The following is a 20,481-nucleotide window of genomic DNA, read 5'->3' as shown; positions in this document are numbered from 1 at the left end:
CCATGAGCGAATCCATCGATCTGAACGAGTTCCACTGGTTGCTGGCGATCGTTCAGAGCATCGACGTCGGGGTGGTGGTGCTCGACCGCGAGTACCGCGTGCAAGTCTGGAACACATTCATGGAGAACCGCTCCGGGGTGCAGCCCAAGGACGCCCACAACCAGCATTTTTTCAGCCTGTTCCCTGAAATCGATCGCCAATGGTTCAGCCGCAAGGTGGAAAGCGTCGCGACCCTGGGCACGCCGGCGTTCACGGTCTGGGAGCAGCGTCCGTACCTGATGCGCTTCAAGAGCTACCAGCCGATCACCGGCCAGGAAGCGTTCATGTACCAGAACACCACCCTGTTGCCGTTGCGCTCGCCGGACAACACCATCAAGCACATCTGCCTGGTGATCTATGACGTCACCGACGTCGCCACCAACCGGCATCAGCTCCAAGCCGCCAACGCACAGCTGCAACTCCTCTCCAGCACCGATCGGCTGACGGGGTTGTACAACCGCGGTCATTGGGAAAGCAACCTCAAAGCCGCCTACGCCCGGCACCAGCGCTACGGCAATGCGTTGAGCCTGGTGATGCTCGATATCGATCACTTCAAGCGGGTCAACGACACCTACGGCCACCAGGCGGGCGACAAGGTCATCGAACATGTCGCCAGGCTGCTGCGCGAGCATGTACGCGAATCCGACGTGGCTGGGCGTTATGGCGGGGAAGAGTTCGGCGTGGTGCTGTCAGACACCGACAAGGCCGGCGCCCGGATTTTTGCCGAGCGTATGCGCCAGGCCGTCGAAGCGCTGGAAGTGCAGTACAACGACCAGGCCATCCGTTTCACCATCAGCCTGGGCGTGGCCGACCTGAGCCAGCCCGCGAACGACCACGCCGACCTGATCGCCAGGGCGGACCAGGCGCTGTATACCTCGAAGAAGACCGGGCGCAACCGGGTTACGGTGCATGAGTAGCGAGCCCGCAACGGCTCAGTACCCGATCACATCCAGCCCATCCAACACCGGCACTTGTGGCGAGGGAGCTTGCTCCCGCTGGGTTGCGCAGCAACCCCAAATCAGCCACACCGTTTCGCCAGGCACACCGCGCACACCGCTTTTGCGACTGCTGCGCAGCCGAGCGGGAGCAAGCTCCCTCGCCACAAGTGCGTCTCGATTCGGATAGAGGAGATTTGTGCCCTCCCACAGTTTTTTTCCGCGCGATGGTGAGGCTTGAGACACACCCCACATCCCCTGTGGGAGCGGGCTTGCTCGCGAAGACGGCGCGTCAGCAACCTTCAATGTGGCTGAACCACCCCTTTCGCGAGCAAGCCCGCTCCCACAGGGGATGTGTGTGTGGCATTTACTTACCCACCAGGCTTTGAGACGTCTCGCCATACTTGCCCAGTAACATGAGCGTCACCCCGTTGGTCCAGCCAAAGCCATCCTGCAATTCATACTCGCCGCCTCCCCCGCCATCGCCGCGACCGGACAGGTCGTATTTTTCCACCAGCTTGTTTTCCTTGCCGTAGAGGTTCTCGACTTGCTGCAAGAAACGACTGCCGATCTGTTGCGCCAGCGCGGTGTGCTGGTAGCGCTCCAGTCCTTCCACCGCGACCCATTGCAGCGGTGCCCAGCCATTGGGTTCGTCCCATTGCTGGCCATTGCTGGCCTGGGTAGTGGCGATACCCCCGGGGCGCAACAGGCCGTCACGCACCGCATCGGCGGTGCGATTGGCATGCTCGACAGCGGCCAGGCCCGTGTACAGCGGGAACAGCGTCGCGGCCGTGAGGCCTTGGCGTTGCTGGTTGCGTTGCCAGTCATAGTCCACGTAGAAGCCTTTGTCGGCATTCCACAAATGCTTCTCGATGGCCCGCTGGCGCAGTTCGGCGCGCCGGCCATAAGCCTGGACACAGGCCATGTTTTGCACCGTCTCGCAGGCTTTGGCGATGGTGTGCTCCAGATGATAGATCAGGCTATTGAGATCCACGGGCACGATGGCCGTGGTGCGAATGCTCGCCAGGTTCTGGCCGTCGTCCAACCAGCGCGAACTGAAGTCCCAGCCGCTTTCGGCGCCGGCGCGCAGATCACGCCAAACCTCCTCCTTGGGCCGCTCCGGCACCTGTTCGGCGGTGCTGACATCTTGCAACCAGGACTCCTGTCGAGGTGTCGGGCTGGCATCCCAGTAGCGGTTGAGCACACTGCCATCGGCGAGCTTGACCACGTGTCGGGCAGCGTCACCGGGCTTGAGCGCCTGGGCGCCCTCCATCCAATAGGCATACTCCTTCTGCAACTGCGGCAGGTATCGCCCATAGGCCTGGTCACCTTCGATACGCGCCTGCAACTCCACCATGTAGGCAAAGAATGGCGGCTGCGACCGGCTCAGGTAGTAGGTGCGATTGCCGTTGGGGATGTGACCGTAGGTGTCGATCATGTAGGCGAAGTTATCGGTCATCTGGCGGACCTGGGCCTTATCGCCGCTTTGCTCAAGCCCGAGCATGGTGAAATACGAATCCCAGTAGTACATCTCGCGAAAGCGTCCGCCGGGCACCACATACGGCTGCGGCAATGGCAACAAACTGCTGTAGGCCGGCACCTGGCTGTAGGAGCGACTCAGCACCGGCCAGAGGTTGTCGATGTGTTCCTTGATCGGAGCGCCGGGCCTGGGGGCCGGGCTTTCGGCTGCGCCGGACTCGATGAAGTTGTCTTTCACGAAGGCCTTGATATCGAAGCCGTCGCGGCCCCGTTGGGCCAGGTAATCGGCGCGGATCCGGGCCGGATCACGGTTGGGCAATGCGTCCACGAAATGCTTCTGGTCGGTGAATACCTGCCCACGCTGCACCGCTTCAAAAAGCTCGGGGTAGGCCTGGTCGGGGGGGAGATTGGCTCGTCCCTGGGCGTCGGCGTAGCTCCAGGTGGCAGGCGGTTGGCTTGAGCAGGCCACGCACATCAGCGCGACGAAGGAGAGGCTGGTGAGGGCAATAGGTCGCATCAGAGGGTCCATCCTGTTTTTCATTTCTGACAAACCAGTGACCTGTCGAAATGGACCTGGGTTCAGTCAATGATGCAATGTCAGACGAGCCCCGCCCCACTGGTCAGTCCAATCTGCTTTTTTATTAATTGGTCTTGCCAATATTCTTTTCGGCCTGTAGTTTCGGGCCAAGGTCATTGGTGCAGGTCACCGCTCACCTACAACAAAAAAGAGCACCCCGGTCCCGGCAACCGCGTGTTCACACCCCTCCTCCCGCCTGCAGGCAGTGACTGCCTGGACGCCAGCCAAGGAGCATCGACATGCTGACGATCATCTGTAACGAACCCGGCTCGCTCACCGCCATCGAGCGTGAGCGCCCCCTCAGGAAACCCGGGGAGGTGCTCATCCGGGTCAAGCGCGTCGGGGTCTGCGGCACGGACCTGCACATCTTCACCGGTAACCAACCGTACCTCGAATATCCGCGGGTCATGGGCCACGAGTTCTCCGGGGTCGTGGAAGGTACCGACGAGGCCAGCGGCCTGGCTGTGGGTGACGTCGTCTATGTGATGCCGTACCTGTCCTGCGGGACTTGTATCGCCTGCCGCCAGGGCAAGACCAACTGCTGCACCCAGATCCAGGTGCTGGGGGTCCACTGCGACGGCGCGTTCACCCAATACCTGAGCGTTCCCCATGCGTTCGTTCACAAGGCGGCGGGGGTTTCCCTGGACCAGGCCGCGATGATCGAATTCCTCTCGATCGGCGCCCACGCCGTACGTCGCTCGAACATCCAGGCGCAGAAACACGCCCTGGTGGTCGGTACCGGCCCGATCGGCATGGCGGCGGCGATCTTCGCCAGCCTGCGCGGTGCGAAAGTCACCGTCCTGGATACGCGTGAGGATCGCCTGTCGTTCTGCAGGCAACACCTGAATATCCACGCCGCCGTGCACATCGGAGACGGCGACAAGCAGGCCCTGGCCGATCTGACCGAGGGCGATTTTTTTGACGTGGTCTTCGACGCCACCGGCAATGCACGGGCCATGGAGCGAGGGTTCGAGTTCATCGCCCACGGCGGCACCTACGTGATGATCTCGGTGGTTCGGGACTCGATCACTTTCTCCGACCCTGAATTCCACAAGCGCGAAGCCACGCTGATGGGCAGCCGCAACGCCACCCAGGAAGACTTCCGGTACGTCGAGCAATGCCTGCGCGACGGCTTGATTCCGGATGCGGCCCTGAACACCCACCGATTGACGCTGGACGATGTGCCCCAATCGTTCGCTACCTTGCTCGACCCCAAGCAAGGTGTCGTCAAGGCAATCATCGAGTGCTAGGAATCGGAGGACGCCCCATGAACCCGCCTTCTGCTTTGCTTGTTTTGGCACCCGGTGATGATGTCGCGGTGGCCCGAGGCGATATCCTCGAGGGCCAGCCGGTGAGTGCCGACGGCCTCACCCTGATCGCCCGGCAGACGGTTCCGTCCGGCCACAAGATCGCCTTGCGCAGGGTGCTGGTCGGCCAGCGGGTGCTCAAGTACGGGCAGACCATCGGCCAGGCCACCCAGGCCATCGAGCCCGGCGATCACGTCCACGTGCACAACCTGGACATGCCCGCCGCCACTGCCGAACACAGCGTACGGAACGTTTATGTCCCCACGTCGTTGAGCGACAACCCCGCGACCTTCGAAGGTTACGTCCGCGAGGATGGACGCGTCGGCACGCGCAATTACATCGGGGTCATTTCCAGCGTCAACTGCTCGGCAACCGTCTGCAAGCAGATTGCCAACGCCTTTTCTGCCGAGCGCTTGAGAGACTTCGCCAACGTCGACGGCGTCGTTGCGATCACCCATGGCAGCGGCTGTGGCATGGGTGCCAAGGGCGAAGGCATCGATATTCTCAAGCGAACCCTGCGCGGCTATGCCGATCACGCCAATTTCGCCGGTGTGCTGTTGATCGGCCTGGGGTGCGAGGTCAATCAACTCACCCCGTTGATGAATGAACTGGGGGATCGCCCCGCGGCGCTCAAGGCCAGCCTGGTCATCCAGGACGAAGGCGGCACTCGCGACGCCGTGCGACGTGGCATCGCCCTCATTGAAGCGATGCTGCCCCTCATCGACCAATGCCAGCGGACGACCGTTGCCGCCAGCCACTTATGCGTCGGCTTGCAATGCGGCGGTTCGGACGGCTACTCCGGCATCACGGCCAATCCGGCACTCGGCGCGGCCGTGGACCTGCTGGTGCAACAGGGCGGCACGGCGATCCTTTCGGAGACACCGGAAATCTATGGGGCCGAACACTTGCTGACGGCCCGCGCCGCGTCGGCCGACATTGCCGAAAAATTGATGGCGCGGATCCATTGGTGGGAAGCCTACGTCCGCCACAACGACGGTGACATGAACAACAATCCTTCGCCGGGCAACAAGGCCGGGGGCATCACCACCATCCTGGAGAAATCCCTGGGCGCCGTGGCGAAAGCCGGTGCGAGCGGGCTGATGGGCGTCTACCCATACGCTGAAACGATCGATGCCCGTGGCCTGGTGTTCATGGACACACCCGGCTACGACCCGGTGTCGGCGACCGGCCAGGTGGCGGGCGGCGCGAACCTGATCTGCTTCACCACGGGCCGCGGCTCGACCTATGGGTGCAAGCCCACGCCCTCCTTGAAAATCGCCACCAACACCCAGCTGTTCCAGCGCATGGAGCTGGACATGGACTTCAACGCCGGCGGCATCGTCGATGGCCTGGAATCGGTTGCACAGGCGGGCGAGCGGTTGTTCCGACTGATGTTGGCGACCGCGTCCGGGCACCGCACCTGCAGCGAGGAAAATGGCTTGGGCGATAACGAGTTCCTGCCCTGGCAGATCGGTGCGGTGATGTGATTGAGGCCGTCACTGCACCCTTCTCTGTGGGAGCGGGCTTGCTCGCGAAGGCAGCGGGTCAGCTTGCATCAATGCTGAATGTACCGCCGCTTTCGCGAGCAAGCCCGCTCCCACCTCAGCCGCTATGGTAGCCTTTGCGGACTTTCCGATGGACGCTCACCCCATGGTCTCGCCGATCAACGCCGCCGAACGCAAGCCGTATCAGAAAATCGCCGATCAACTGCGCAGCTACATCGCCCAGGGGGATTTCAAACCAGGCGCTCGACTTCCTCCCGAGCGTGATTTGACCCAACTGTTGGGAGTCTCCAGGCCGTCGCTTCGCGAGGCCCTGATCGCCCTGGAAATAGACGGCGACATCGAAATCAAGATGGGCTCCGGCGTGTACGTGCGCGCCATCTCCAAGGATGCAAGGCACCCGAGCATGACCTTGGGCGAGAGCCCTTCGGAACTGATGCAGGCGCGGGCGTTGATCGAAGGTGAGTCAGTGATCCTGGCGTGTCTGCATGGCAAGAAAAGTGACTACCGCTATCTGCAGGACTGCATCGACGCCATGCGCGCAAGCATCGCCAGCGGCCTGCCGCCGTTGGAGGATGACCGTAAATTCCATCAGCGCCTGGCCAAGATGAGCGGCAACTCTGCCCTGGTGCGGATCATCACGGCCCTGTTCGATGAACGACACAATCCGATTTCGGCGCACCTGAGCAAGCATGCGGAGAATGCCCTGACATGGGAAGCTGCGGTCATCGAGCATGAAGCGATCCTGCGCGCCGTGGCCCACAAAGATGTACTCGGTGCCCAAACCTCGATGCGCCAGCATCTGAGCCGTTCGGAGAACCGCTGGCTGAAAGCGCTGGAACCGGAAGACTCGGGCGACTAGTCCGGCGGTTTTGGGATCGTGGTTGACGGGTCAAATGCCATCGCGAGCAAGCTCGCTCCCACAGTTGATCGGTGGTGTACCTCGATGTGGCGCCCCCCCAAGTCACCTGTGGGAGCGAGCCTGCTCGCGAAGGCGGTGGCTAAATAAACCATCCAAGACAGTTGCTCCCACAGGGGAATCGCATTGGCCTGGGACATTCAGGTTTGGCAATCTGCCTGAGAGGCTGAGCGCCTTTTGGATGCTTTGTAGCGGGACCAACGGCGGTCTGAAAATCTCCTGGGAATTTACTTCCCGTGGCGAGGGAGCTTGCTCCCGCTGGGCTGCGAAGCGGCCCCAACCCAGCCACAGTGTTTCGTCAGGCACAGCGCAGCGCCCGGTGTTTACGACTGCTGCGCATCCCTCGCCACAGGTGTGTTCGGCGTCATCAAGCAACGCATTCTCGAAGGTTTGCTCCCACAGTTGATCGGTGATGTACCTCGATTGCGACCAGTCCAAGCCACCTGTGTGCGAGCCTGCTCGCGATGGCGGCGGCACAGTCGCCACCGCTTTCACAAGCAAGTTCACACCCCCGCTTGCCAAACCCAACGGCGTGCCGATATTGTCAGCACCATGAATGCCCCAAAGATCACCTCGACCACCACGACCACGACCGCCCAGGCGGGTCGTGAGGTGTCGTGAGCGAATAACACACGTATCTCAAAGGCCCGCCAGTCGATGGTAAGGGCCTTTTCTTTTGCCCTTGCGTCGCTGGCCCAAACGCAAGGAAAGCACGATGCACGCACTGTTGATTCTCGATATGCAAGTTGGGTTGTTTCACGGCCCGGATAAACCTTGGGCAGGTGAAGCGCTGCTGGATACGTTAAATGCCCTGTTGACCAAGGCTCACAGCGCCGGTGCCCCTGTCTTCCTGGCTCGCCATGTCGGTCCGCCTGGCTCGCCTATCGAGCCGGGAAGTCCACTGACGCAACTGCTCCCGCAATTGCGGCTGGCAGGCAACGAGGTGATCTTCGAAAAAACCCGTCCCAATGCCTTTGCCATGACCGGTCTGGCCGAGCAGTTGAAGGCCTGTGGCGCCGAAGGTGTGGTGATTGCAGGCATGAAAACCCAGTATTGTGTCGACAGCACGTGCCGTGCCGCCCGGGACCTGGGCTTCGATGCCGTGCTGATCGCCAATGGTCACACGTGTGCCGACACGCTGGACGTGAAGGCGCCCGTGATCATCGCCCATCACAACACAACGCTGGCCGGGCCCTTTTGCCGGGTCATCAGCGCCGAGGACTGGGATTTTTAACCCCACATCAGAACATCGGCCCAGGCCGGGCCGATCCTGCTCAAACCAAAGGAGTGATCCACATGGAAGTCTGCAATCGGCTACAACCCTCGGAATGCGTCAACATGGAGGACATCCGAGGCGAAATCGATGCCCTCGATCAGGCCGTCATCAAACTGCTGGGCAAACGTTTTCAATACGTACTCGCGGCCTCGAAGTTCAAGACGTTGGCGACATCGGTACGGGCGCCGGAGCGTTTCAAGGCGATGCTGGCGACACGGCGGGAATGGGCCGAGGCCGAGGGCCTGAGCCCGGATGCCATCGAAAAAATGTACAGCGACCTGGTGAGCCACTTCATTGCCGAAGAAATGAAACACTGGGCGGCTCATCCATCCCGGAACTGATTTTTCAATAACTGAAATACACACAGCCCCGGTCGGTTCCCTTCGTCGTTGACGAGGGCGCCGGCCGGGGCTGTGTGCAGGTTCTACAGCATTCCTTCCTAAGCCGCTTCTGCAAACTCCATCAACGCCGCCAATACCAACGGGTGCAGGACAGCGTCGGGATGTTTCGTTTGCCAGGCCATCAAGTCGCGGCACATGGTCGGCGTCCAGAAGCTCTTGATGTGCTGGTATACACCACGCACCGCCACCGCGTGGTCCGGCTCACTGGCAAAATACTGACCGATCTGGTTGGCCATCTTGATCAGACTTTCAGAGCTCATCGACGCACCTCCGCTTTCTCGGCATGGCGACGCTCCCTCAGCAGGCGCCCTTGTTCATCACTGAACGCCTGGTAACGCTTCTGCCATTCCGAAGGCTGGCTGACCCGCACGATCTCCACCGCCGTGACCTTGTATTCCGGGCAGTTGGTGGCCCAGTCGGAGTTGTCGGTGGTGATCACGTTGGCGCCCGATTCCGGGAAGTGGAACGTGGTGTAGACCACGCCCGGTGCCACTCGCTCGGTCACCCTCGCGCGCAGTACCGTTTGCCCGGCACGGCTGCCGATGCCGACCCAGTCTTCGTCGACGATCCCGCGGTTCTCGGCATCGGTCGGATGGATTTCCAGACGGTCCTCCTCGTGCCAGGCGACGTTTTCGGTGCGCCGGGTCTGGGCGCCGACGTTGTATTGGCTGAGGATGCGGCCGGTGGTCAGCAGCAGCGGATAACGGTTGTTGACCTTCTCCTCGGTGGGCACGTAGCCGGTGAGCATGAAGCGGCCCTTGCCGCGCACGAACTGCTCGATGTGCATGGTCGGCGTGCCGTCCGGCGCGGCATCGTTGCACGGCCATTGCAGGCTGCCGTGGCGCTCCAGTTCGGCGTAGCTGACGCGGGAGAACGTCGGCGTCAGGCGGGCGATTTCATCCATGATTTCCGAAGGATGGTTGTAATGCATCTTGTAGCCCAGGGCGTCGGCCAAGGCGATGGTGGCTTCCCAATCGGCCTTGCCGGCCAACGGGTCCATCACCTTGCGAACGCGGGAGATGCGGCGTTCGGCGTTGGTAAAGGTGCCATCCTTCTCGAGGAACGAGCTGCCCGGCAGGAACACGTGGGCGAACTTGGCCGTCTCGTTGAGGAAGATGTCCTGGACGATCACGCATTCCAGCGCGGACAGCGCGGCCGTCACATGCTGGGTGTTGGGGTCGCTCTGGGCGATGTCTTCACCTTGGCAATAAAGCGCCTTGAAGGTGCCGTCCAGCGCCGCCTCGAACATGTTCGGGATACGCAGGCCCGGGTCGGGTTGCAAGGTCACGTTCCAGGCTTGCTCGAACTCGGCGCGCACCGCTTCGTTGGAGATGTGCCGATAGCCGGGCAGTTCGTGGGGGAACGAGCCCATGTCGCAGGAGCCCTGGACGTTGTTCTGCCCACGCAGCGGGTTCACCCCGACACCTTCGCGACCGATGTTGCCAGTGGCCATGGCCAGGTTGGCAATGCCCATGACCGAAGTACTGCCCTGGCTGTGCTCGGTAACGCCGAGGCCGTAGTAGATGGCCGCGTTGCCGCCAGTGGCGTAGAGCCGTGCGGCGGCGCGGATCTGCTCGGCAGGCACGCCACACACCGGGCCGAGGACTTCGGGCGAGTTTTCCGGCTGGCTGACGAAATCGCGCCAGCGGGCGAAGTCCGCCGCCTCGCAGCGAGCCTCGACAAAAGGCTGGTCTATCAAACCTTCGGTGGCAATCACATGGGCCAGCGCGTTGAGCATCGCCACGTTGGTACCCGGACGCAGTTGCAAGTGCAGCTCGGCGCGGGCGTGGGGCGAATCCACCAGGTCGATGCGCCGTGGGTCGATGACGATCAGTCGTGCGCCCTGGCGCAAGCGGCGCTTGAGCTGGGAGCCGAACACCGGGTGCGCGTCGGTGGGATTGGCGCCCATCACCATGATCACGTCGGCCTTCATCACCGAGTCGAAGTTCTGCGTGCCGGCGGACTCGCCCAGGGTCTGCTTGAGACCGTAACCGGTAGGCGAGTGGCAGACACGGGCGCAGGTGTCGACGTTGTTGTTGCCGAACGCGGTACGCACCAGTTTCTGCACCAGGTAGGTTTCTTCGTTGGTGCAGCGGCTGGAGGTGATGCCGCCGATGGAATCGCGCCCGTACTTGAGCTGGATCCGGCGCAGTTCGCTGGCGGCATAGGTGACCGCCTCGTCCCAGCTGACTTCCTGCCACGGGTCGTTGATGTGCTTGCGGATCATCGGTTTGGTGATGCGATCCGGGTGCGTGGCGTAGCCCCAGGCGAAGCGGCCCTTGACGCAGGAATGGCCGTGGTTGGCCTGGCCGTTCTTGTCCGGGACCATGCGCACCAGTTGTTCGCCTTTCATCTCGGCGCGGAACGAACAGCCCACGCCGCAATAGGCGCAGGTGGTGATGACGCTGCGCTCCGGCTGGCCGATCTCCACGACGCTCTTGTCGATCAGGGTCGCCGTCGGACACGCCTGCACGCAGGCACCGCAGGACACGCATTCGGAATCGAGGAAGTTGTCACCGCCGGCCGCTTCCACCCGGGAATCGAAACCGCGCCCAGTGATCGTCAGGGCGAAGGTGCCCTGGATTTCCTCACAGGCGCGTACGCAGCGGCTGCAGACGATGCACTTGCTCGGGTCGTAGTCGAAATACGGGTTGGAAACGTCCTTGGCCTCGGCCAAGTGGTTGGCGCCCTCGTAGCCGTAGCGCACTTCGCGCAGGCCCACCTGCCCCGCCACGGTCTGCAACTCGCAGTTGCCATTGGCCGAACAGGTCAGGCAATCCAGCGGGTGGTCGGAAATGTACAGCTCCATCACGTTGCGCCGCAGCGTGGCGAGCTTGGAGGTTTGCGTGCGCACCACCATGCCCTCCGTTACCGGCGTGGTGCAGGACGCGGGATAGCCGCGCATGCCGTCGATTTCCACCAGGCACATGCGGCAGGAGCCGAAGGCTTCCAGGCTGTCGGTGGCGCAGAGCTTGGGAATGGTGGTGCCGAGCATGGCCGCGGCGCGCATGACCGAGGTGCCCGCGGCGACGCTGATTTCGCGCCCGTCGATGGTCAGGCTGACCTGCACGTCGCTGTCACGCGCCGGGGTGCCCAGGTCGATATCGGTGCTGGGATCGAAGATGGTGATCATTGGTCAGCCTCCGTGGTCGCCAGACCGAAGTCGGCGGGGAAATGCTTGAGGGCGCTGGCGACAGGGTAGGACGTCATCCCACCGAGGGCACAGAGCGAACCGTATTGCAGCGTGTCGCACAGGTCCTGCAACAGCAGGGCCTGTTCCTGGCGGTCACCGGCTTCGGTGCTGGCGATCAAGCGGTCCACCACTTCCACCCCACGGGTGGAACCGATCCGGCACGGCGTGCACTTGCCGCAGGATTCCTCGGCGCAGAACTGCAAGGCGAACCGGGCCATCTGGGCCATGTCCAGGCTGTCGTCGGCGACCACCACACCACCGTGGCCGAGCATCGCGCCCATGGCGGCGAACGCTTCGTAGTCCAGCGGCGTATCGAATTGCGAAGGCGGCACCCAGGCGCCCAACGGCCCGCCCACTTGCGCGGCCTTCAGCGGACGACCGCTGGCGGTACCGCCGCCATAACCTTCCACCAACTCCCGCAGGCTCAGGCCGAAAGCGCGCTCCACCAAGCCGCCATGACGGACGTTGCCGGCCAGTTGGAACGGCATCGTACCCAGGGAGCGGCCCATGCCGAAGTCGCGATAGAACTGCGCGCCTTTCTCCAGGATGATCGGCACCGAGGTCAGGGTCAGTACGTTATGCACCAGCGTCGGCAAGCCGAACAGGCCTTGCAGCGCCGGCAGCGGCGGCTTGGCGCGCACCGTGCCGCGCTTGCCCTCGAGGGATTCCAGCAGCGCGGTTTCCTCGCCACAGATATAGGCGCCGGCGCCGACTCGCACTTCCAGCTCAAAGGCGCGACCGCTGCCGCTCACGTTCGTGCCCAGGTAACCGGCCTCGCGAGCGATGTGCAGCGCGTCGTTCAACGTACTGACGGCGTCCGGGTATTCCGAACGCACGTAGATGTAGCCCATGGTCGCGCCCACGGCGATGCCGGCGATGATCATGCCTTCGATCAGCAGGAAGGGGTCGCCTTCCATCAGCATGCGGTCGGCAAACGTGCCGGAGTCTCCTTCGTCGGCATTGCAGACCACGTACTTCTGCGGCCCCTGCGCGTCACGCACAGTGCGCCACTTGATGCCCGCCGGGAACGCCGCGCCGCCGCGGCCGCGCAGGCCGGACTCCAGCACACTGGCGACCACCTCGGCGCCATCCATCTGGATCGCCCGGGCCAGGCCGAGAAACCCGCCTTGGGCACGATAGTCATCAAGGGACAAGGGCCGGGTGATGCCAGCACGGGCAAACAACAGGCGCTGCTGGCTTTTCAGATAAGGAATGTTCTCCACCAGTCCCAGGGCAGCAGGATGGCCGCCCGGATCATGGGCCAGCGCATCGAGCAGGGCCGGCACGTCTTGGGCCGTGACCGGGCCAAAACCCAAGCGCCCTTCAGGCGTCTCCAACTCAACCAGTGGCTCCAGCCAATAGAGGCCACGGGAACTGGTCCGCAACACCTGCAACGGCAACTGTCGACGTTCAGCCTCAACGGCCAACGCAGCCGCGACCTTGTCCGCGCCCACGGCACGGGCCACCGAATCGCGGGGGATACAGAGCGTCAGCATGCGCCCTCCTCCCTGCAGTCATTCACCAACTGACGCAGGCGCTCGGGCGTGATCCGCGCATGCAACTCCCCGTCCAGTTCCAGGGCCGGCGAGCAGACGCAGGCGCCCAGGCAATAGACCGGCCGCAGGCTGATACTGCCGTCGGCGCTGGTGCCGTGATCGTCCAGCGCCAGTTGCTCGCGCAACTGCGCAGCCAGGGCTTCGGCGCCCATGCTCTTGCAGGACTCGGCCCGGCACAGGCGCAGGGTATGGCGCGCCGGCGGCGTGGTACGGAAATCGTGGTAGAAACTGATGACCCCGCGCACTTCAGCCAGGCTGAGATTGAGGGCGTGGGCGATCTCCGGGACGGCGCTGTCGGGGACATACCCGCAGCCTGCCTGGATGGCATGGAGAATGGGCAGCAAGGCACCGGGGGTGTCCTTTTCGCGCGCAAGCACGCTGTGGATCATGGGCAGGTGAAGCGTCTCATCGGGCATAAACGTACCTCGGCATCTCGAACGACACCGCCGCATAGCGGCAGCCGTCCGGAGTCTTGGCTGCGGCGTCCGGCCCACGTCACGGTAGCGTGGCACATCCGATCGCCATTCTCGCTCTCCGGCCAGGTGTCTTTGGCGCACCTGGTCCGAGGCATTCTCACAGCTTGCCACTCCCGGGGGTTGGCGATTGCACATGGACGACGAAACGTGTTCTGAAAGCGACTAGGCGGGAAAAGTTGTCCTACGCCCGCGGGAGGTCAGATACACAAGTGATTGTAGGCGACGCACGGCGATCGGTGGCTACTGGCCGTTTCCCTGACTGCCAGCGTGGCGATTGCTTTGCTGGATCACAACACAAGGTTACAAACACAATATATATGTATCGTTTTACAGCGATCAATTTCGACATCATTTAGGGGAGCAACAATCTGACATCAGAAGGAATCCTGAAATGCTACACAAACAGCTTTTTACGCACTCTCTATTGCTCTTATCACTTACAGCAAGCTTTCTTACGCTGGCAGAAGAGTATTACTGGACGATTCAACAATTCCCGAAACACCTTCAAGAGCGACAACCCTCACCCGAATTGGCCTGTAGATGGTTACATGAAGAATATGAAGAAACCTGGAATTACACGCCAGCGGTGGCAACGGAGGAAGATCACATCTGGTATTGCCACATGATATATGGCAAGGATCCGTTAAACGACTCTTTTGGCGCTGTAGCCATTCTCCGCAGCGGCAACACATGCAGCGAAAACCAACAATTCAATAAGTCATCAGGCCAATGCGAGACTCAAGGCCTCGACAGTGGCTGCCCCTTGAGCCTGGCGGGAAACCCAATAAATTTCGCGACAGGCTACAAAATACAAACGGAGAACGATTACTCAACTGCGCATTCACACCCAAGTGCAAATCCACTTAACTTCTCAAGATTCTACAGAAGCGTTGATGGCGTATGGCGGCACAGTTATTCATCCAGGCTCAGCCTCGAAGAAAACTTGATCACGCTTTTTCACCTTGATGGAAGTCGATCCTTTTTTGAAAAAAATGGGACATCTTATGAGGCGAGGCCACCCGAAACAGGAACACTCGTTTATCAGTCGGACCGTTGGAGCTATCACGCCAGCAATAATCGCTCACTTGAATTTGATAGCAACGGAAGGTTAATTGCGCTTATTAAATCAGGTAGCGCGCTGAGCATCGCCTATTTAGACAACGTTGCGACCGTTACTGATGGTTTTGGTAACACCTTAAAATTTACCGAGGACACGTTAAAACAACCTCTTACCGTTACTGCGGGCGACGTAAGCATTAGCTATACCTTCAACAATTACAAACAGCTAACCTCCATGACCAAAACCTATCCGACCCATACGGAGAATAAACAATATCTCTACGAAGACCCGAAAGGTAGCAGACTGCTGACCGGCATTATAGATGAGCGCGGGGTACGTTATGCCACATGGACTTATGATGATCAAGGGCGCGCCATTACGAGTGAACACGCAGCCGGTATGGAAAAAATCTCAGTCGACTACAACCCTGATGGGTCATCAACGGTAATCAACGCACTGGGTAAGAAAATTCGATATCAATTTGAATTGATTCAAGGCGTCAAACGCATCAAGTCCATTGCGGGCCTTCCATCAGCCAATTGTCCCGACAGCAACTCAACTTTCACCTACGACACCCGCGGTCTGCTGACAACAAAAACAGACAACAACGGCAATATAACCACTTATCTCTACAACGACCGAGGCCTGGAAACCTCTCGCACGGAAGCGAGCGGCACTTCTCAAGCGAGAACAACCACCACCGAATGGCACCCGACGCTGTATTCCCCAGTGCGCATAAACGAACCGGATCGCTCCATTCACTACACCTACGACACTCAAGGGCGCCAACTCAGTAAAACAACAATTTCACGTTAATTCAGAAGGATCTGAATATGAACACATTGACATGCAAGGTTGCTCTGCTCGCCCTCGCTTTGGGCGGAACCATTACCACCCTTCCTCTTTGCCAAGCCGCCGAACGTGGCTGGTCGCTCACCTACAATACCCAGGGGCAGCTGGAGTCGTCAGATGGGCCCCGAACAGATGTCAGCGACATTACCCGCTACGCTTACGATGCCAAAGGACATCTGGCGCGCATTATCAACGCGCTCGGGCACACCACCACATTTTCCAACTTTGACGCCGCCGGCAGTCCTAAGACAGTTGTCGATTCCAATGGTGTTATTACAAACCTGACCTATGCACCACAAGGCTGGCTGAGGTCGTTGAGTACCGCTACCGGCACTGTTCGCCTTGAGCACAATGCCGTGGGCGACATCACCAAGATCATTCGCGCAGACAATAGTTGGTCGACTTACACGTGGGACGACGCAAGGCGGCTCATCCGAGTGACCAATAACGCAGGGGAACAGATCGAATTTGATCTCGACACGATGGGGAACCGGACTGCAGTACGGATCAAGGACAAGACCGGTAAGCTGACCAAACAACATCAATGGGTGTATGACGAACTGGGTCGCTTGCTGCGCTCAGTGGGTGCGGCCGGCCAGACAAGCCAGACACAGTACGACCTCAACGATAATCCGATCGCGCTGACCAATCCCCGCAATCACAGTCACCAACGGGCCTTTGATTCACTGAACCGATGGGTGACGAATACTGACCCGCTGAATGGCATCACTCAACTTGAGTACGACGCTCAAGATAACCTCACGCACGTCCGCGACCCACGTGGTGTAACCACTCAATATCAATACGACGGCCTGGGGAACCTGACGCGGTTGAACAGCCCTGACAGCGGCGCCACTGACTATCAGTACGATGCCGCAGGCAACGTAACGCAACAAGTGGACGCGCGTGGTGTGGTCACGACTTTTACCTACGATGCGCTCAATCGCCTGACCGCCCGCCGCTATCCGACGAATCCGGCACTGGACGTTCAGTTCCACTACGATTCGATTGCCGCCGGTAACAAAGGCATCGGCCGACTGACAGCCGTGGAGGACGTCAACGGGGTGTTGAATTACACCTACGACGCCCAAGGCAACGTTACAGCCCAGCGGCAAACAGCGCCCGCAAACACAACGACTCAGCCAGAACAAATCGGCTATGGATACGATGTCGCCAATCGGTTGAGCAGGATCGATTATCCAACAGGTTTCAGCGTCGTCTACTCGCGCAACACCACAGGACAAATCAGCCATGTGCAGGTCCGGCGCGGCACGGGGCAGCCGACCGCGTTCGCCAGCAATATCACGTATCAACCTTTCGGTCCGCTTAAAAGCCTGACCTGGGCCAACGGTACTACGCTTCAACGTACCTATGATCTGGACTATCGGCTGACCGCTCAAGCCGTTGCCGGCCAGAGCAACGCCTATACCTACGACGGCCAGGGAAACATGACTCAAATGCAACGCGACTCAGTCGACAACCATGGCTACAGTTATGACCCGCTGGATCGCCTGGTAGGAGAATCTACTGCTTTCAACCAGATGACTTACGTTTATGATCCCGCGGGTAACCGCACCCGAAAGGCGCTCAGCACGTTGATTGACGGCGAGTTGCGTGTCACCGCTGGCACGTCTTATCAGTATGGCGCGAGCAACAATCGGTTGACGCAGGCAGGCACCCACTCGGTAGACTTCGACGCGGCAGGCAACCTGACCGCAGACCGCGCCAATCGTCAGTTTTCCTACGACGAGCAGAATCGCCTGAGCACAGTGAAAATCAAGGGTGCTGTCAAGGCTCGGTTCCGCTACAACGCTTTCGGCCAACGAACCAAAAAAATCACCTCTCAAGGCACTACGGTATTTATCTACGGGTTGAGTGGCGAACTTCTTGTCGAGCATGTATTCGATAACCAAGGCAAGAAGCTGAGAAGTCAGTTTTATATCTGGCTCGACGGGGTGCCCTTGGGCGGCATCAGTGTGAGCTACGGTGCAACGGGCGCGCCAGCAAACAGCGCCGAGTTCTACCTCCATAGCGACCACCTCAACACACCGCGAATCGCAACGAACGCGGCGCGAACCAAGGTATGGGAGTGGGTTTCCGATGCATTTGGTACAAAGCAAGCCAGCGGACAACTGGAAATCAACCTGCGATTTCCCGGTCAGTATTACGATGTCGAGACTGGACTCCACTATAACTATTTTCGTGATTACGACCCGAAGACTGGACGCTATGTGCAGAGTGATCCGATTGGGCTCAATGGTGGCCTTAATACCTATGGGTACGTAGAGGGGAACCCAATTTCCAAGTTCGATTTCTGGGGGCAGCAATCAGCATTCCCAGGAGTCGGCGGCATGAGTGCGGATCAACTTTCTAACTACGGGAAAGCGCAATCTACTATGAGTTCACCTGCAGTTCAGGCTGCACAAGCAAGGGGAGCCTCAACATGGCAGAATCTTTATGCACCAGATTATGTCTCTGCCGAGGCAAGTGTTTATATGATGACATGCAGCGTGACTTACACCAGATATGGTGACGGATTTTGTGGCTGCGGTGTTACACGCGGATACCCGAGCAGTGGGTTTGGCATAAATGCATCAGCTGGTTTTCTTCTATCCCCGCTCATGCCATCAAAACTTCAGTTGAATGACTATTTGACTGGCCATGGAGCATCGGCCAACTATTACTACGGTTTTGGCGGTGCTTTTGCTGGAAACGCTGCCGGCGCAGCAATAAATGTCGGAGTTGGGATTGGTGGTGGTGCGGCAACTCCTGGGTCAGTTAACAGCCAGACAAACAAATAATGAAGCACAAAACAAACCACCTCATCCTGTCGGCCAAGGCCATTCTTGCCTTGATTGTCCTATCCACTATTTTTTACTGGACTACAAGTCAAAGAGAGAAAAAAAATAGCTACGTGGGGATTTCAGTCCTTATTAGTGAAGCTGAGAAAGTCCGCCCTCCTGGTGGTGCTGTACTCATAAACGAATCGAGCAATCACAAGATGAGCACAGCGATAGTTTCAAAACGATATAAGACCGCACTGACCCAAAGCCAAATTTTCGATTATTACAAATCAGGTCTCGAGTCAACTGGATGGAGCCGTATAAATGATAGTGGTCTCATCAGTGAGTACTGCAAGGGGGTATTGCGTGCAGGGGTTGAGTTCAACCCAAACATAGGCTTCTACACATTTTCTATAACTTGGCGGCAGCGGATTGCTGCCAAATGCGGCACTTAATTTAATGTAAAAACCAGCAACCTGCGACAAGAATTTAGCTTTGCGATGCTCATTGCATCGAAACAGCCTTGCGCTCCCCCTTCAAGCAAAGCGGACTAAACGACAGTTATTAAACAAATGAAAAAACATTACTTCTCACACTAGCTACTCGAGCAGATCGCGAGCAGATTGGAATAGATAAATGCTTGGATAGTGGGAACCGTTGAAACCATGAAAAAGCCAGTGTGAGCACGAGGAAAAATTGGAATTAACAATTTAAACTTGATGACCCACCTATCAGTTTCCTAGCGTTACGGCTTGCACCAAGCCGTAACGTTTATTTAGTGAAACCTAAACACCATTACAACTATCACTGATGACTTTGGCAACACATTAAAAGTCACTATGACGCAAACAAGCAACCTCTTACCGTCACAGCGGACAACGTAAACATTAGCTACGCCTATAATGATTTACAAACGACTTTCTTCGATGACCAAAAACCATCCAAACCACACTGAAAACAAACAATACCTCAGAGGCACTCAAAATGATCTACATTGAAGAAAACAACTTTGAGAGGCAAATGGACTTGATTTCTGCACTTGCAAATCAGGCACCTTTTGACTTAGTTGCCTGGTTGCATCCGGACTCCACCATCGATACCATATTAGGCGCCAGCGTTTATAAATCAATCACAGTTAATGCAGCGCCAGTTACCACTTACACAAATGACGTTATTGCCAGCTGCACTCAGCGACTTCGGGTGACCGACGCATTAATAAATAACATCACCCAAGAAAAAAACATCATAGTAAAAAATTGTGACAGCCTATGTATCTACAGCCCCGAAAACCCTGAATGGCAAGCATGTACAATAGGTCACGAAGGAATGATATTGGTTAGAGATTTGGCTCTACTTAGTTATTTAAAGTCCTTAGATTTCAATGCATCACTGCATGCGCCATCTTGGTGGTGACTCACCGACACAAAACATGTAATGCCTAGAGCGCTACGATCCACTCATTCGCACAGAACGTAGCGTTCCACTATTGAAAACATTGTCGACCGCCTCAATCTCTCACCGCCCTGACGCTGAAACTATTATTGGAGGGCTATTGGTGCCGGTCTACGCGTAGGACTGAATTGGTATCTTATCGACAAGCTACTAAGCGAATCCGAACCTGACGCAGAAGAAAAAAAACCAATAGCTGACCTGTCCGGAAAAAATGGAGCCAAGGGCATCCCAAACTGGGCTAACGGAGAAAGGTCATTCAAAGGCGAATCTGCAAAATATTTTGCTGATCGTCTTTTGGGCAAAAAATACGGAGAAAATGGATACAACAAAGGACTCGCATCGGAGCATAATAAAACAAGGAAATAGAGTGATCGTGCGTTCGAACCCGACAACTATAGAGATCCCGTGATGAATTTTGTTTACATAGTCATACACACACATCAAATGCCAGATAGAAATGACGATATAAAATTTATAGGAGTCTATGCGGATCATGCATCAGCAGAAGAAGCCGTAAAAAGAGCAAGCCTTAAAACTGGATTCTCGGAAACCAAAGATGAGGTTTTTTCACCTATGCACCAGATGAAAAATAGACACTGAGTTTGAAATGCCGACATTGATCGCCTAGAGGCGGATTGAACAAGCTGTGCAAGTCCGGCTTAACGGCTCTGAAC

Annotated in this window: 16 protein-coding genes; 11 read left to right on the top strand and 5 right to left on the bottom strand. The window is 58.5% G+C overall.

Going from position 1 to position 20,481, the window contains the following annotated elements; translation table 11 throughout:
• The first annotated feature begins 2 nt into the window (after window positions 1–2).
• A complete protein-coding gene (locus tag J3P88_RS13740) occupies window positions 3–956 on the top strand; it encodes a diguanylate cyclase (RefSeq protein ID WP_434575887.1) in 954 nt (317 codons plus the stop codon).
• A gap of 385 nt (window positions 957–1,341) precedes the next feature.
• On the opposite strand, the gene treA is transcribed toward J3P88_RS13740, so the two are convergent.
• Window positions 1,342–2,970 carry an alpha,alpha-trehalase TreA gene (gene treA / locus J3P88_RS13735; protein ID WP_186704813.1) on the bottom strand — a complete coding sequence of 543 codons (1,629 nt, stop codon included), beginning with the start codon at window positions 2,968–2,970 and terminating at the stop codon, window positions 1,342–1,344.
• Window positions 2,971–3,269: 299 nt separating this feature from the next.
• Between treA and J3P88_RS13730 the strand changes: the two genes are divergently transcribed.
• The 5 genes from J3P88_RS13730 to J3P88_RS13710 all read left to right on the top strand — a co-directional run bounded on the left by J3P88_RS13730 (window position 3,270) and on the right by J3P88_RS13710 (window position 8,375).
• Entirely contained in the window at window positions 3,270–4,280 is a 1,011-nt protein-coding gene (locus J3P88_RS13730; protein ID WP_434575885.1) for a zinc-binding alcohol dehydrogenase family protein, read from the top strand.
• A 17-nt stretch (window positions 4,281–4,297) separates the two neighbouring features.
• Window positions 4,298–5,824, top strand: a complete 1,527-nt coding sequence (locus J3P88_RS13725) for a UxaA family hydrolase (RefSeq protein WP_434575883.1) — start codon at window positions 4,298–4,300, stop codon at window positions 5,822–5,824.
• A 163-nt stretch (window positions 5,825–5,987) separates the two neighbouring features.
• Complete coding sequence (locus J3P88_RS13720) at window positions 5,988–6,701, top strand: FadR/GntR family transcriptional regulator (RefSeq protein WP_186728727.1); 714 nt, start codon at window positions 5,988–5,990, stop codon at window positions 6,699–6,701.
• Between the two features lie 772 nt (window positions 6,702–7,473).
• Window positions 7,474–7,992, top strand: coding sequence for a cysteine hydrolase family protein (locus J3P88_RS13715; protein ID WP_434575882.1), 519 nt, complete (start codon window positions 7,474–7,476; stop codon window positions 7,990–7,992).
• 62 nt (window positions 7,993–8,054) lie between these two features.
• Window positions 8,055–8,375, top strand: coding sequence for an isochorismate lyase (locus J3P88_RS13710; RefSeq protein ID WP_434575880.1), 321 nt, complete (start codon window positions 8,055–8,057; stop codon window positions 8,373–8,375).
• Window positions 8,376–8,473: 98 nt separating this feature from the next.
• On the opposite strand, the gene J3P88_RS13705 is transcribed toward J3P88_RS13710, so the two are convergent.
• From J3P88_RS13705 to J3P88_RS13690, 4 genes are read right to left on the bottom strand one after another with little or no spacing between them, the layout of a single operon-like run.
• Window positions 8,474–8,695 (bottom strand): formate dehydrogenase subunit delta, encoded by a 222-nt coding sequence (locus J3P88_RS13705; protein WP_186704808.1) that lies wholly within the window; start codon window positions 8,693–8,695, stop codon window positions 8,474–8,476.
• Window positions 8,692–11,568: a formate dehydrogenase subunit alpha gene (fdhF, locus tag J3P88_RS13700; protein WP_186704807.1), complete on the bottom strand. Its 2,877-nt coding sequence runs from the start codon at window positions 11,566–11,568 to the stop codon at window positions 8,692–8,694. The genes J3P88_RS13705 and fdhF overlap by 4 nt, the downstream gene beginning before the upstream one ends.
• The gene (locus J3P88_RS13695; protein WP_434575878.1) at window positions 11,565–13,124 is read right to left on the bottom strand and encodes a formate dehydrogenase beta subunit; all 1,560 of its coding nucleotides are present in this window, start codon (window positions 13,122–13,124) and stop codon (window positions 11,565–11,567) included. The genes fdhF and J3P88_RS13695 overlap by 4 nt, the downstream gene beginning before the upstream one ends.
• On the bottom strand, window positions 13,118–13,600 hold the full coding sequence (locus tag J3P88_RS13690) for a formate dehydrogenase subunit gamma (protein ID WP_186704805.1): 483 nt from the start codon (window positions 13,598–13,600) through the stop codon (window positions 13,118–13,120). The genes J3P88_RS13695 and J3P88_RS13690 overlap by 7 nt, the downstream gene beginning before the upstream one ends.
• Window positions 13,601–14,051: 451 nt before the next feature.
• On the opposite strand from J3P88_RS13690, the gene J3P88_RS13685 reads away from it, so the two are divergent.
• The 5 genes from J3P88_RS13685 to J3P88_RS13665 all read left to right on the top strand — a co-directional run bounded on the left by J3P88_RS13685 (window position 14,052) and on the right by J3P88_RS13665 (window position 20,407).
• The gene (locus J3P88_RS13685; RefSeq protein ID WP_434575876.1) at window positions 14,052–15,536 is read left to right on the top strand and encodes an RHS repeat domain-containing protein; all 1,485 of its coding nucleotides are present in this window, start codon (window positions 14,052–14,054) and stop codon (window positions 15,534–15,536) included.
• A gap of 17 nt (window positions 15,537–15,553) precedes the next feature.
• Entirely contained in the window at window positions 15,554–18,373 is a 2,820-nt protein-coding gene (locus J3P88_RS13680; RefSeq protein ID WP_434575875.1) for an RHS repeat-associated core domain-containing protein, read from the top strand.
• Window positions 18,373–18,810 carry a hypothetical protein gene (locus J3P88_RS13675; protein WP_434575874.1) on the top strand — a complete coding sequence of 146 codons (438 nt, stop codon included), beginning with the start codon at window positions 18,373–18,375 and terminating at the stop codon, window positions 18,808–18,810. The genes J3P88_RS13680 and J3P88_RS13675 overlap by 1 nt, the downstream gene beginning before the upstream one ends.
• 529 nt (window positions 18,811–19,339) lie before the next feature.
• The gene (locus tag J3P88_RS13670) at window positions 19,340–19,768 is read left to right on the top strand and encodes a hypothetical protein (protein ID WP_434575872.1); all 429 of its coding nucleotides are present in this window, start codon (window positions 19,340–19,342) and stop codon (window positions 19,766–19,768) included.
• A 447-nt stretch (window positions 19,769–20,215) separates the two neighbouring features.
• Complete coding sequence (locus J3P88_RS13665; RefSeq protein WP_434575870.1) at window positions 20,216–20,407, top strand: hypothetical protein; 192 nt, start codon at window positions 20,216–20,218, stop codon at window positions 20,405–20,407.
• Window positions 20,408–20,481: the final 74 nt, after the last annotated feature.

Origin of the sequence: Pseudomonas sp. Z3-6 (genome assembly GCF_051131985.1) — a bacterium.
Classification (GTDB): domain Bacteria; phylum Pseudomonadota; class Gammaproteobacteria; order Pseudomonadales; family Pseudomonadaceae; genus Aquipseudomonas; species Aquipseudomonas zanjanensis.
The sequence above is the reverse complement of the archived record's forward strand: the minus strand, read 5'-3'. Positions and strand labels throughout refer to the sequence as shown.

Coding starts and splice junctions, on each gene's coding strand:
- J3P88_RS13730 (WP_434575885.1), top strand. CDS start 3,270: ATGCTGACGATCATCTGTAACGAACCCGGCTCGCTCACCGCCATCGAG.
- J3P88_RS13715 (WP_434575882.1), top strand. CDS start 7,474: ATGCACGCACTGTTGATTCTCGATATGCAAGTTGGGTTGTTTCACGGC.
- J3P88_RS13680 (WP_434575875.1), top strand. CDS start 15,554: ATGAACACATTGACATGCAAGGTTGCTCTGCTCGCCCTCGCTTTGGGC.
- J3P88_RS13740 (WP_434575887.1), top strand. CDS start 3: ATGAGCGAATCCATCGATCTGAACGAGTTCCACTGGTTGCTGGCGATC.
- J3P88_RS13710 (WP_434575880.1), top strand. CDS start 8,055: ATGGAAGTCTGCAATCGGCTACAACCCTCGGAATGCGTCAACATGGAG.
- J3P88_RS13725 (WP_434575883.1), top strand. CDS start 4,298: ATGAACCCGCCTTCTGCTTTGCTTGTTTTGGCACCCGGTGATGATGTC.
- J3P88_RS13675 (WP_434575874.1), top strand. CDS start 18,373: ATGAAGCACAAAACAAACCACCTCATCCTGTCGGCCAAGGCCATTCTT.
- J3P88_RS13690 (WP_186704805.1), bottom strand. CDS start 13,600: ATGCCCGATGAGACGCTTCACCTGCCCATGATCCACAGCGTGCTTGCG.
- fdhF (WP_186704807.1), bottom strand. CDS start 11,568: ATGATCACCATCTTCGATCCCAGCACCGATATCGACCTGGGCACCCCG.
- J3P88_RS13720 (WP_186728727.1), top strand. CDS start 5,988: ATGGTCTCGCCGATCAACGCCGCCGAACGCAAGCCGTATCAGAAAATC.
- J3P88_RS13670 (WP_434575872.1), top strand. CDS start 19,340: ATGATCTACATTGAAGAAAACAACTTTGAGAGGCAAATGGACTTGATT.
- J3P88_RS13695 (WP_434575878.1), bottom strand. CDS start 13,124: ATGCTGACGCTCTGTATCCCCCGCGATTCGGTGGCCCGTGCCGTGGGC.
- treA (WP_186704813.1), bottom strand. CDS start 2,970: ATGCGACCTATTGCCCTCACCAGCCTCTCCTTCGTCGCGCTGATGTGC.
- J3P88_RS13665 (WP_434575870.1), top strand. CDS start 20,216: ATGAATTTTGTTTACATAGTCATACACACACATCAAATGCCAGATAGA.
- J3P88_RS13705 (WP_186704808.1), bottom strand. CDS start 8,695: ATGAGCTCTGAAAGTCTGATCAAGATGGCCAACCAGATCGGTCAGTAT.
- J3P88_RS13685 (WP_434575876.1), top strand. CDS start 14,052: ATGCTACACAAACAGCTTTTTACGCACTCTCTATTGCTCTTATCACTT.